Annotated in this window: 13 protein-coding genes; 6 read left to right on the plus strand and 7 right to left on the minus strand. The window is 37.9% G+C overall.

What is annotated here, in order from left to right; genetic code table 11:
• Window positions 1-11: 11 nt before the first annotated feature.
• Window positions 12-779, plus strand: coding sequence for an imidazole glycerol phosphate synthase subunit HisF (gene hisF / locus ABR854_RS16475; RefSeq protein ID WP_350266606.1), 768 nt, complete (start codon window positions 12-14; stop codon window positions 777-779).
• Between the two features lie 49 nt (window positions 780-828).
• Here hisF and ABR854_RS16480 read toward each other — a convergent pair whose 3' ends face one another.
• The gene (locus ABR854_RS16480) at window positions 829-1,902 is read right to left on the minus strand and encodes a hypothetical protein (RefSeq protein ID WP_350266608.1); all 1,074 of its coding nucleotides are present in this window, start codon (window positions 1,900-1,902) and stop codon (window positions 829-831) included.
• Between the two features lie 24 nt (window positions 1,903-1,926).
• Window positions 1,927-2,928, minus strand: a complete 1,002-nt coding sequence (locus ABR854_RS16485; protein WP_350266609.1) for an NADP-dependent oxidoreductase — start codon at window positions 2,926-2,928, stop codon at window positions 1,927-1,929.
• A 255-nt stretch (window positions 2,929-3,183) separates the two neighbouring features.
• On the opposite strand from ABR854_RS16485, the gene ABR854_RS16490 reads away from it, so the two are divergent.
• The 3 genes from ABR854_RS16490 (at window position 3,184) to ABR854_RS16500 (ending at window position 4,970) form a co-directional block, all read left to right on the plus strand.
• The gene (locus ABR854_RS16490; protein WP_350266611.1) at window positions 3,184-4,377 is read left to right on the plus strand and encodes a TlpA family protein disulfide reductase; all 1,194 of its coding nucleotides are present in this window, start codon (window positions 3,184-3,186) and stop codon (window positions 4,375-4,377) included.
• 190 nt (window positions 4,378-4,567) lie between these two features.
• Window positions 4,568-4,750, plus strand: a complete 183-nt coding sequence (gene rpmG, locus ABR854_RS16495) for a 50S ribosomal protein L33 (RefSeq protein ID WP_299421985.1) — start codon at window positions 4,568-4,570, stop codon at window positions 4,748-4,750.
• Window positions 4,751-4,814: 64 nt separating this feature from the next.
• Window positions 4,815-4,970 carry a DUF4295 domain-containing protein gene (locus ABR854_RS16500; RefSeq protein WP_188766879.1) on the plus strand — a complete coding sequence of 52 codons (156 nt, stop codon included), beginning with the start codon at window positions 4,815-4,817 and terminating at the stop codon, window positions 4,968-4,970.
• Between the two features lie 147 nt (window positions 4,971-5,117).
• On the opposite strand, the gene rpoN is transcribed toward ABR854_RS16500, so the two are convergent.
• The 5 genes from rpoN to ABR854_RS16525 form a co-directional block, all read right to left on the minus strand.
• Complete coding sequence (rpoN, locus tag ABR854_RS16505; protein ID WP_350266614.1) at window positions 5,118-6,611, minus strand: RNA polymerase factor sigma-54; 1,494 nt, start codon at window positions 6,609-6,611, stop codon at window positions 5,118-5,120.
• 377 nt (window positions 6,612-6,988) lie between these two features.
• Window positions 6,989-7,723: an SDR family oxidoreductase gene (locus ABR854_RS16510; RefSeq protein WP_350266615.1), complete on the minus strand. Its 735-nt coding sequence runs from the start codon at window positions 7,721-7,723 to the stop codon at window positions 6,989-6,991.
• Window positions 7,724-7,727: 4 nt separating this feature from the next.
• Window positions 7,728-8,072: a darcynin family protein gene (locus ABR854_RS16515; RefSeq protein ID WP_350266617.1), complete on the minus strand. Its 345-nt coding sequence runs from the start codon at window positions 8,070-8,072 to the stop codon at window positions 7,728-7,730.
• A 144-nt stretch (window positions 8,073-8,216) separates the two neighbouring features.
• Entirely contained in the window at window positions 8,217-8,792 is a 576-nt protein-coding gene (locus ABR854_RS16520; RefSeq protein WP_350266619.1) for a Crp/Fnr family transcriptional regulator, read from the minus strand.
• Between the two features lie 2 nt (window positions 8,793-8,794).
• Complete coding sequence (locus ABR854_RS16525) at window positions 8,795-10,072, minus strand: metallophosphoesterase (protein WP_350266620.1); 1,278 nt, start codon at window positions 10,070-10,072, stop codon at window positions 8,795-8,797.
• A 241-nt stretch (window positions 10,073-10,313) separates the two neighbouring features.
• Here ABR854_RS16525 and ABR854_RS16530 point away from each other — a divergent pair, with 241 nt between their 5' ends.
• A complete protein-coding gene (locus tag ABR854_RS16530) occupies window positions 10,314-10,871 on the plus strand; it encodes a TetR/AcrR family transcriptional regulator (protein WP_350266622.1) in 558 nt (185 codons plus the stop codon).
• Window positions 10,872-10,903: 32 nt separating this feature from the next.
• Window positions 10,904-11,764: an alpha/beta hydrolase family protein gene (locus tag ABR854_RS16535; RefSeq protein ID WP_350266624.1), complete on the plus strand. Its 861-nt coding sequence runs from the start codon at window positions 10,904-10,906 to the stop codon at window positions 11,762-11,764.
• Window positions 11,765-11,781 lie beyond the last annotated feature (17 nt).

Here is an 11,781-nt window from a genome sequence, read left to right on the forward strand (position 1 = left end):
CCTTTGAAACTATGCTTACAAAAAGAATCATACCTTGTTTAGATATAAAAGATGGCCGTACCGTCAAAGGTACTAATTTCGTAAATCTTCGTGATGCGGGCGACCCCGTAGAACTTGGTGCCGAATATGCTCGTCAAGGAGCAGATGAATTAGTGTTTCTCGACATCACAGCTACCGTCGAAGAACGTAAAACGCTACTTGATTTAGTGCGTAGAGTTGCCCATACCATCAATATTCCATTTTGTGTAGGTGGGGGAATCGGGTCGGTTGCTGATGTTTCTAAACTTTTAAACGCAGGTGCTGATAAAGTGTCTATCAATTCTTCGGCTGTGCGTAATCCTCAATTAATCAATGAGTTAGCTCTTGAGTTTGGTTCGCAATGTATTGTTGTGGCTATTGATACTCGATATATTGAGCAAGCCAACGGTTACGAACATATCGTTCACACACACGGAGGTAGAAAACCAACCGAACTAAGAACAATCGCTTGGGCAAAGGAAGTAGAAGACCGTGGAGCAGGAGAAATCCTATTGACTTCGATGGATACGGATGGTACAAAAGCGGGTTTTGCCTTAGAGTTAACTGCCGAAATCTCCGACAATTCAAATATTCCAATCATTGCTTCGGGTGGAGCTGGTTTGGTGGAACATTTCTATGATGTTTTCACCGCAGGAAAGGCCGATGCAGGTTTAGCCGCAAGTATTTTTCACTTTAAAGAAATAGGGATTCCAGAATTAAAAACTTACCTAAAAGAAAAAGGTATTCCGATGAGAATTTAGCAATGTGGGGCGAACCGTAGCGACGGTCGTATCCTGTTCGCATGTAAAGTCAAAGTAAACAGGATAGCCGTTCCACGATAAGTGCCAACTCATGAGCTTCACACTCCCATTCCATTTGCGTAATTTTAAAGGGGGCAAAGAAATACAAAATCGGATTTTTGTAAGAACTCAAAAGTCCTGCAATGAAATAGGTGAATGAGTTTTGAACGGTCCGTCGTGCGGTTCTGAGTTCTGAATTCTGAGTGCTAATTTTTAAAACATTATTCTTATCCAACTTCAGTAAAGACGTTTCTAAAATCGTTCGATACATCGTATTCGATTCATTATCAAGTAGTTGTTTGATTTTACTAATCAAATTTTCTCGACAAACTTCTAATTGTGGTATATTAAAATCACCCAAAAGTCGAGCATAATGATAAATAATCAGCAGAGTTGTAGCATAATTATGTGCTACTTTAAAAGCATTGGTAATATATTTTTCATCCAAAATAACTTCTCTCAAAAAAACAAAAACAGCTTCGTCGTATTCATTGTGTGGTAACTGATGTTTTTCAAACAAATACATTAAATTGCACAACGCACACACATCATGCTCAATAGGCATATTTTTTCCAAACCATGTGGAATAAATGCCACCACCCCTGACTCCTAAAGGAGAACAATGCAGCTTCACTTTCTCCTTCAACCACAAAACATCTTCTGTTGGATATGGTAAAGTCAGGTAAACTAATGCTGTATCATCAATATCATCAGGGATTCTGAAATGGTCTAAATGTTGGAAGATTCTGCCGTTTGGAAAATGTTTAGAAGGTTTTGTTTTCCAAAAATTATAGGTTTTCAACCCATCTTTATTCTGAAAATCAGGGTAGTTTTTATTTGCTTTTTCTGTAATGTGTTCAATAATCTGCTGAGATTTTGCCGAAACCTTACCTTTTACTTGGTTCAGAATAAAAACAATAGTGGCCGTATAAAAAATATTTGTGTCAGGACGACGATAGAAAAGATATTTGTTATGCCGATAAGAAGGAAAAATTCCATCAGGAAAAAAAGCATCACCTCGTGACTGGTACGAGGCGATGCGTTCGATTAAGGCATCAATATCTAAATTTTGTTCGTTTGCCATAAAATCTGCCTCACTGTGGACTTATTAAAAAACTTTCAAAACTAACTTACCCGTATTTTCTCCTTTAAATAATTTCATCAACGTTTCGGGGAAAGCTCGTACACCACCTTCGGCCACATAAACCTTCGAGTTAAGCTTTCCTTGAGCAATCCAACCAGCCATTTCTTTTACCGCTTTTCCATAATTGGCGGCATTATCGAATACCACAATTCCTTCCATTCTTGCACGATTCACCAAAAGAGCTAAATAATTACTCGGGCCAACAGGTTTTTCGGTAGCGTTATACTGCGAAATTGCTCCACAAATCACGATTCTTGCACGAAGATTTATCAACGTCAGCACAGTATCCAAAATTTCTCCACCGACATTATCAAAATAAACATCAACGCCTGCTGGACACGCTTCTTTGAGTTGTTTTCGCAAATCTCCAACTTTATAATCAACACAAGCATCAAAGCCCAGTTCTTCAACCACATACTTACATTTATCGGCTCCACCTGCAATTCCCACAACTCGGCAACCTTTTATTTTAGCAATCTGTCCAACTACACTACCAACAGCACCTGCTGCTCCCGAAACCACCACAGTTTCGCCTTCTTTTGGTTGACCAGTATCAAGCAAACCAAAATATGCTGTAAGTCCAGACATTCCTAAAGTCCCAAGATATGCTGGTAAAGGAACAAAATTTGGGTCAACTTTCAGGGCTTCTTTTCCGTCCAAAACTGCGTATTCTTGTACGCCTGTTCCAGCTGTCACATAATCTCCAGCTTGAAAATCAGCGTGTTTCGATTCCACCACAACACCCGCACCCAAAGCACGCATTACTTCACCAATTTTTACTGGTCTGATATATGATTTGCCTTCGTTCATCCAGCCACGCATCGCAGGGTCGATTGACAAATATTGGTTCTGAACAAGAATCTGGTTTTCGGCCAATTCGGGAGTTTCGGTTTCGATAATTTCCCAACATTCGGCAGTTGGAGTACCCACTGGACGAGCAATAAGGTTTACTTGTGTATTTTTCATCTTGGTTTTTTAGTTGATAGATAATGGCGAAATTAATCCAAATTTCTTGAAAAATAGTATGCGTGCATAAAAATATCTTGATTCATGAGTTTGTTTTCAATGAAGACATTTTTTACTTGATGGCAAGATTCTTGCTCAAAATCTAAGCGTAAATAAGCTATTTTCAGTAATTTTAGTCTCAAACCAACGACTATTTTTGTAAAAGCTCTGAGTAAAGACTTAATTTTGCATGGATTTTAATCGTATCGAAACATAATGAGAAAGATTTTAAGCATCGTCAGTATTGTATGTACGTTTGTCGTGAGTACTCACGCACAAGAAGGAGCGGTTTCAGAATCAATTCAAATTGGCTCATTAGTTCCTGATTTCGATATAAATATTCTCACAAAAGAAGGAACAGCCAAGAAAAACATCAAAGACTACCGAGGAAAAGTAGTCATTTTGGAGTTTTGGGCAACATTCTGTGGGCCATGTTTCCCAGCAATGGACCATCTTGCAACTTTGCACAAAAAATTTCCGAATGAATTAGAAGTAATCAATGTAACCGATGAAGAACGTTGGAAAGTAGTAAATTTCCTAAAAAAACGCCCAACTTCAATGCCAATTGCGATTGATGCTAACAAGTTTATTAATCAGTTGTTTTATCATCAACTGATGCCTCACACGATCATTATCGACCCACAAGGGTATATCAAAGCCATCACATCGCCCGAAGAAGTAACCGAAGAGGTGATTTATTTAGCCAAAAGTGGGGCAATTTTAGCCGTAAAAACAAAAGCCGAATTTGCTACAAAAACCGAAAATGCAACGGTAATGACCACTGTGCAGGCAGAAGATAAAAGTTTTTATAAAGTAGCAGTTTCGGCACAAAAAGAAGGGATACAGTCTCAAATCAACAAAAAATCAGACTTTGAATATGAGTTTATTAATTGCACAGTACCGTTGATGTATCAAGTGCTTTATCAAACAACTCGTCCAAATCCAAATGACAGGGCGTGTCTGGAGGTTTCAGAGCAAACAAAATATTTGTTAGAAGAAAAACAACAGTACTGTCTAACCATCAAAGTTCCAGAAGCAATGAAACATCGTTTGGGCGAAATAGGCATGAAAAATTTGGAAGATGTTTTCGGGCTAAAAGCAAAAAACGAAAATCGTACTCGCAAAGTATATGCTCTCTCAACCAATAAAGATACGGCCATAACAACCAGCAACGTAGGCATGGATATGCCACTGAAAGACTTTCTAAAACTACTTTGGGATACGAAAGTGGTCGATATGCCGGTAGTAAATGAGAGCGAAACCGCCGACACAAGCATTATTTGGGTGGCTGATTTTCCGAAAGAAGTATCGAAAGTGCAAGAAAGTATCCAAAAACTGGGATTTAAACTAACGCCCAAAACTACTGAAACGGCTTGTTTGGTGCTTCATGAAGATAAATCTAATAATTAATCAAAAAACTTTTGAAAGATTTTTGAAAAACAAAACACAATTTCGTATCTTTGCAACCCCAAATGCAAGACACTCAAGCGATTAGCTCAAAAGTAATTGCATTTTTAAAAGATTTTTATTTCAAAAATACCACTTTTGGCTTGATTTGATTGCTTATCAATAAAAGTCAATACATTAAATAGATAAAACAATGGCTAAGAAAGGCAATCGTGTACAAGTAATTTTAGAATGTACTGTACAAAAAACAAGCGGTGTAGCAGGTATGTCTCGTTACGTAACGACAAAAAACCGTAAGAATACAACAGGACGTTTGGAGTTGAAAAAATACAATCCATTTTTGAAAACTCACACGCTCCACAAAGAAATTAAATAATCTTGAAGAAATGAAAATGAGATTTTTCTCATGTCTCATGTCTCATATCTAAAATCTAAAAAAAATGGCAAAGAAAGTAGTCGCAACACTCCGTGATAAAACCGCAGGTAAAAACTTTGCGAAAGTAATCAAAGCTGTAAAATCACCAAAAACAGGTGCTTACACTTTCAAGGAAGAAATGGTTCCTATGGAAGAATTACAGGCTGCGTTGAAAGTATAACTTACAACGTACTAAAGAAATTAAAAAGCCTTCTTGAGCAATCAAGAAGGCTTTTTCTGTTTGACTGATAATTAATTATTTCGGTATAAAAAAAGGTCGGCATGGCTCAAAGCCATGCCGACCTTAAAATATATGTAAATACCAAATCTACAATTGCTTCCGCAAACGTGCCACAGGAATATTGAGCTGCTCACGGTATTTGGCAACCGTGCGGCGAGCAATATTATAGCCACGTTTGTTGAGTAGTTTTTCGAGTTTATCATCTGAAAGTGGCGAGTTTTTAGGCTCGTTTTCTATGAGTTCTTTCAAGATATTTTTTACTTCACGGCTTGAAGCATCTTCACCCGAATCGGTTGCGATACCTTCTGAGAAGAAATATTTTAGCGGATAAATACCAAAATCAGCTTGTACAGATTTACTATTAGCCACACGTGATACCGTAGAAATATCCATATCTATACGGTTGGCAATATCCTTCAAAATCATTGGTTTTAGCTTAGATTCATCGCCATCGAGGAAGAATTCGTGCTGAAACTCAACGATTGATTTCATGGTTTTCAGCAATGTTTGTTGGCGTTGTTTGATAGCATCAATAAACCATTTAGCAGCATCAAGCTTTTGCTTAACAAATGTTACGGTCTCTTTGATACTTTTATGCTGTGCTGAGCCATTTTTGTCGCTTTTGTCGTACGTATCGAGCATTTCGGCAAATGAACGGCTCACTCGAAGCTCAGGAGCATTTTTAGAGTTCAAAATAACATCCAATTTACCATTATTATTCGTCACAATAAAATCGGCCATTAGGTAGGCTGCTGCACTATCACCTGTGCCGATACTCCCAGGTTTTGGATTCAGACGAGTAATAACTTTGATGGCACTTTTCAGCGTTTCATCATCAATATCTAATCGGCGTTGTATTTTTTCGTAGTGTTTTTTTGTAAATTCGTCGAAGTACGCATCAATTATTTTTACGGCAGTTTCTACCGCAAAATCGTCTTGATCTTTGCGTTCGAGTTGCAGTAAAAGGCATTCTCTCAAATCTCTCGCTCCGATTCCCGCAGGCTCAAAAGTTTGCACTTTCTTCAAAAGATTCATTACCTCTTCTTCATTGGTATAAATATTTTGCGTAAAAGCTAAGTCATTGCAAATTGAACGAAGCGGACGGCGAATGTAGCCATCTTCTTCGATGCTCCCAATGAGTTGCATGCCGATTGATTCTTGGCGTATATCAAGACGTAAGAAACCCAATTGTTGTACCAAAGACTCAGCCAATGTACTGGTTGCAATCACGGGCATGGCATCACGATCATCATCGCCCCAGCCATCACCTTGCATTTTATACCCAGCATAGTCGTCTTGATTCAAGTATTGTTTTACGTCCAGTCCCTCATAAGTTTCATACTCACCGTATTCTCCATAGTCATCATGATCGCTGCTGCTATCACTGTCATAGTCATCATCATACTCATCTTTCACACGCTCATTCATGTCCATGCCTTCCTCTAAAGCTGGATTGATTTCAAGCTCTTCTTCGATTCTCTGTTCAAGCTCGGCAGACGGAATTTGTAACAGTTTGATAAACTGAATCTGCTGAGGAGACAGACGCTGTTGTAGGGACTGGTTAAGGCTTAATTTTTGCATTGCGTAAGTAGAGTTTTTCCATTCATTTTAGGGACTTATCTAACCCCCTCCACATTTTTCGTGCCAACTGAATAACTTTTTAATAAATAAAGAAAAATATTTTTTTACAAACTGCCAAACTTTCTTTTAAAAATAAATGAAGATATTTTATAAAATGCTTATAATCAGATTATTGCGTTTAATTAAATTAATTTATGGCACTCTATGGAATTTATAAGCATTTTTTCAGAAAAATCATAAAAAAAGAAATCTTACTTGAAACATTATGTCAGATAAATGGTGATAAAAAAAGCAGAAATTAGCATCTACTTTATAGGCTTAAACAAAAAAAGTAGCCATCTTATAAATAGCTACTTCTTGGAATATAAGTTTAATGTCTATAACCCACCCTTCATTATTTTATCAGCCAGTGCAGGCGAAACTCGTTGGATGAATCGTAGAAGTTTGGTTTTTCCGATATTACTTTCAAAAATATCTCGCTCGAAGTTTCTCATAAATTCATCAACCAACTGTTGCGGCGAAATTTTGCCTTTTCCTCGGCCTTCGGTCATGGCGGTTGATACCAGCGGGGGAATAATTTCAAAAACCTTTACCGTTGTAGCGAGTTGATAGCGTAATGCCTTAGTTCCGTTATGAATAGCGGCTTTAGTAGCACAATAAATAGGTGCTGAGGCTTTAGGTGCATAGGTCAAACCCGACGAGATATTAATGATAGCTGCATCTTTTTGATTAAGTAAAATCGGTAATAAACCATAGGCAAGTTGCATGGGGCTTGTAAGGTTGATGGCTATTTCATCGGCAATTTTCTGGAAGCCATCTATTTCCGTTTTCCAATCATAATTATATTGTACGCCAGCATTATTTATCAATATATTAATATCGGTATGTTGACTAAGACATGCATTTACAAGTGCTTTTACATCAGTATCAGATGCTAAATTGCAGACAATAGTCAGAATACTTGGGAAATTGACTTTCAGCTTTTCTAAGTTTTTGGCATTACTTGAAGTGACGATGAGTCGATTATTGAGCTGATAAAATTGCCTGACGAGTTCAAGTCCGATGCCTGCCGTACCGCCCGTTATCAAAATGGTGTTTCCGCTGTTTTTCATGGTTTTATTTTTTGAGCAATTCGTTAAAGTCTTCAAAAGCATTTTCTTGGCCCACTATTATATCCTTTATCTCAAAGTAAGGCTCAGCATAGATTTTGGTGTCTCGCAGTAGTTCAATCAAAAGTTTATAATCGTCTAATGAAGTTGTAGTAACAATCATGAAATCCGAAACTTTGGCGTGAAAGTACTCGCTATCAAACAGTTGTACTTTAACGCTTTTGCTCACTTTCTGAAAAACTGGAATTACCTTTTTCTCGAAGAAAGTAATTCTTTCTTCTCGTGTGTGCGAAAGCCATTTTGGCGTAGCATTCATTAAGATCAGAATCGTATAAGGCTTTTTAATTTCCATCTTAATTATTGAGATTCTGTGCTTTTGTATGGAGAAAAATGCCGCCAAATATGAGCAGGGTGAGTAAATACTGCATGTGTTTTGCTGTTTTTTGAGCAAAATTAGGGCAGTAGAAGTGACGAAGCATTTACATAGGTAAAGAAATCAGCGTTGTGCCAATTTTTTTCGGATGCGGCTCAATTGTGTGGGAGTAATACCCAAATAAGAAGCGATATGATATTGGGCAATGAGTTGTTCAAGTTGTGGAAAACGTTTTTGAAAGAGTTCATAACGCTTATCGGCACCTAAGAGTATGATTTCGATTTCACGGTTTTCTTTATCAACAAAATAAAGTTCAGCAATACGGCGAGCAACTCGCTCTAAATCAGGACAAGTATCGTATAGGGAAGAAAGTTGATTAAAATCAGCTACCCACAAATGGCAGTCACTTAGAGTTTGCTGAATAATAACATTGGGTTGACCAGTAATCAAAGAAGCATAACCACCAACAAAAGAGTTTTCGATAAAAAAATGCTTATTGTATTCTGTTCCTTCGTCGTTGCGATAAAACGCCCTCATAATACCCGACTCCAGAAATCCGATTTTAGTAGCTAACTGTCCCTGCTCAATGAAGTGTTCTCCTTTTTCCAAATGTGTTTTTGTAAAAAGAGGCTTCACTTTATCCCACGTGGTAGATTTGAGCGGGGACAGTTGATTGAAATATTTTTCTAATTTATCCAAAATCAACCTACTTTCAATTCAAAAATGGCAATTTCGGGTAAGATTCCTAAACGACCAGGATAGCCGAGATAACCAAAGCCACGATTTACATAGAGTTTTTGGTCATTTTCTTCGTAAAGCCCAGCCCATTCTTTGTAGCGTAGTTGTACTGGCGACCATTTGAAATTGCCCAGTTCAACCCCATACTGCATACCGTGCGTATGCCCCGCAAAAGCCACATCAATATCTTTGTGTTTGTCCAAAACCTGATTTCTCCAGTGGCTTGGGTCATGCGAAAGCAGTAGTTTTACAGGCAAGTCGTGGGCATTCTGTTGGGCTTTTGCCAAATTTCCATATTTGGCAAAATTGCCAGCACCCCAGTTCTGAATTCCTAAGATTCCGATGCTTTCACCATCAACTTTTACAGCACGGTGTTCGTCCATCAATAAATCCCAGCCCATTGTTTTGTGGGCGTTCATTAAGTCTTTTAGGTTTTGAATTTTCTTTTCAGGTGATTCCCATTGGGTATAATCACCGTAATCGTGGTTGCCAAGTGTGGAGAAAGTGCCAAGCGGTGCTTTGATTTTCGAGAAAATATCAATGTAATCTTTCACTTCTGGAGCAATGTTATTAACTAAATCGCCTGTAAAAAAAAACATATCAGGCTTCTCTTTCATCAACATCTCAACGCCACCTTTTACGGCAGTTTTGTTGAAGAAGCTTCCCGAATGAATATCTGAAAGTTGAGCAATTTTCATCCCATCAAATTGTTTCGGTAGATTCTTAATTCGAAGCGTTACATTTCTAACTCGATAATCGTGAGCTCCTGATAAAATTCCCCAGGCCATTCCGCCTGCGTGCAAACCACCAACTGCCAAAGCTGATTTTGCTAAAAACTCAGAACGACTGATTTTTTCGACTGCTGGTTGAAGAGCATCGGTTGCTACTTGAACCGAAGCAGAGTCACCTTGAAAGAAACTAACAACCCATTTGCCAAAGCGAATCAAATCATCAATAATCAAGACCAAAACAGAGAAAACTTTTGAAATATAAAGGATAAAAATCCCTGCCATCAAGAAAGTTCTGAAACTTGCTTTTACAGGTGCCGACATAGGCATGTAAGTAAAGATAGCGATGATTGAAAGAATTGAGAATACGGTAAGTCCCCAAAATCCAAAACCAATAATACGTTGCGTAGAAAGAGTGGTCGAACGCATAACAATTTTTATGGCCTGCCAAACGTATAAATCAATCAAGAAAAAAAAGACTGCCATAAGGGCAAATCCGAACATTCGATTCATAAAATAGTGTAAGTGTTTAGAGGAAACTGAATGAAAACACAACTGATTTGATAACAATAAGGTTTCATATAAGCCCCATGATTATCTGAACCGCCAATAATATGGGATGAAAGGTTAATAATTTGGATATGAAGCAAACAAAAATTATTCTACCAATCGTTTGGTAAACAAGAAATCATTTTTATATTTGACCCAGAATTAAAGTTTTCTATAGACTGTTGTCGGTAGATAATCGAAAAAAATGCCAGTTCAGAAAATAACCAAAGAAGAAATATTACTAAAATCATCTGATATTTTTCGGGTGAAAGGCTACCACAATACTTCGATGCAAGACCTTGCCGAAGCCAGTGGTTTGCTCAAGGGGAGTCTATATTATCATTTTCCGAGTAAAGAAATGTTAATGAAAGATTTACTCGTTTCGATTCATACTTATTTGACTAATAAGGTTTTCCCGATTGCCGAAGATGCAAGTCTTACGCCCGAAGAACGAATGGAAAAACTTCTCAAGAAGATGGGGAAACTACTTTTAGAAAAAGAAGGGGGTTGCTTAATAGGAAATACAACTCTCGAAACGGTAGGTGTTGTACCTGAATTTCAGTCAGTTTTAAGAGCCATCATGAACGATTGGACAAAAGCCTTACAAGCAATTTACGAAACACGAAAAAGCCCCGAACAGTCGTTCCGACTTGCCCAACAAACCATCATGGAGTTTGAAGGAGCAGTAATGTTCTCAAAACTATACGCCGACCGACAGTTTCTTTACGATGCTTTTGCTCGTACAATGATGAAGTTAAATTGAGAATAAAACAAACGTTTGGTATAATAAAAATAATGCAAAAACTAAAAATAAAATGTGAAGATGGGGTTGAGCTGGCGGCGGTTTTATTTGAACCACAGAAACCTAAGGCTGCTGTACAGTTATGTATAGGGACAGGAGCTAAAAAAGAGTTTTACTTTCCTTTTGCGAGGTTTTTAGTCGAACAAAATTATGCCGTTTGTACATTCGATTATCGTGGTACTTGTGAGTCGTCACCTCCTTCGATGAAAGATTGTAACTATAATTATATTGAATACGGTACGCAGGATATGCCAGCTGTATTGGAGTTCTTGGATAAAAAATACCCTGATTTACCCAAATTTTTGATTGGGCATAGTGTTGGTGGAATGAATTTTGGCTTGATGCCCAATTATCAGAAACTGAGTGGTGTGGTGGCGGTTGGTTCGGGTTCGGGCTACTGGCGAAATATGCCTTTGGGGTATCGCCTGCAAACTTTGTTTTTCTTTCATATTTTTCGCCCAATTAGTGTGTTGCTGACTGGTTATGTAGCCGCAAAACGTTTCGGAATTATGGAAGATTTGCCCAGAAAAGTAGTAAAAGATTGGGCTGACTGGTGTAGTGTGCCGAATTATTTTTGGGATGAACGCTTTTTCGGAAAAACTGTTCCTTTGGGGCATTATCACGAACTTACTTTTCCAATTGCTCATTTTTGGACAACTGACGACCCCATCGCTAATGAAAAAAATGTGCCGCTTTTGCTCCAGCATTTCAAAACTACCAAAACATTAATTTCTGAAAAACTCATTCCTGCCGAATTAGGAGCGAAGAAAATTGAACATTTTGGCTTTTTTAAAAGGCAATTTAGAGATACGATTTGGACCAAAATCTTAAATAAATTAGAAGATATGCAGTAGCACAATTTTCCGAAATT

Source organism: Emticicia sp. W12TSBA100-4 (assembly GCF_040253585.1).
In the GTDB taxonomy this organism is placed as follows: Bacteria; Bacteroidota; Bacteroidia; order Cytophagales; family Spirosomataceae; genus Emticicia.

Coding starts and splice junctions, on each gene's coding strand:
- rpoN (WP_350266614.1), bottom strand. CDS start 6,611: ATGCAAAAATTAAGCCTTAACCAGTCCCTACAACAGCGTCTGTCTCCT.
- ABR854_RS16480 (WP_350266608.1), bottom strand. CDS start 1,902: ATGGCAAACGAACAAAATTTAGATATTGATGCCTTAATCGAACGCATC.
- ABR854_RS16535 (WP_350266624.1), top strand. CDS start 10,904: ATGCAAAAACTAAAAATAAAATGTGAAGATGGGGTTGAGCTGGCGGCG.
- ABR854_RS16490 (WP_350266611.1), top strand. CDS start 3,184: ATGAGAAAGATTTTAAGCATCGTCAGTATTGTATGTACGTTTGTCGTG.
- ABR854_RS16525 (WP_350266620.1), bottom strand. CDS start 10,072: ATGAATCGAATGTTCGGATTTGCCCTTATGGCAGTCTTTTTTTTCTTG.
- rpmG (WP_299421985.1), top strand. CDS start 4,568: ATGGCTAAGAAAGGCAATCGTGTACAAGTAATTTTAGAATGTACTGTA.
- ABR854_RS16510 (WP_350266615.1), bottom strand. CDS start 7,723: ATGAAAAACAGCGGAAACACCATTTTGATAACGGGCGGTACGGCAGGC.
- ABR854_RS16515 (WP_350266617.1), bottom strand. CDS start 8,072: ATGGAAATTAAAAAGCCTTATACGATTCTGATCTTAATGAATGCTACG.
- ABR854_RS16485 (WP_350266609.1), bottom strand. CDS start 2,928: ATGAAAAATACACAAGTAAACCTTATTGCTCGTCCAGTGGGTACTCCA.
- ABR854_RS16500 (WP_188766879.1), top strand. CDS start 4,815: ATGGCAAAGAAAGTAGTCGCAACACTCCGTGATAAAACCGCAGGTAAA.
- ABR854_RS16530 (WP_350266622.1), top strand. CDS start 10,314: ATGCCAGTTCAGAAAATAACCAAAGAAGAAATATTACTAAAATCATCT.
- hisF (WP_350266606.1), top strand. CDS start 12: ATGCTTACAAAAAGAATCATACCTTGTTTAGATATAAAAGATGGCCGT.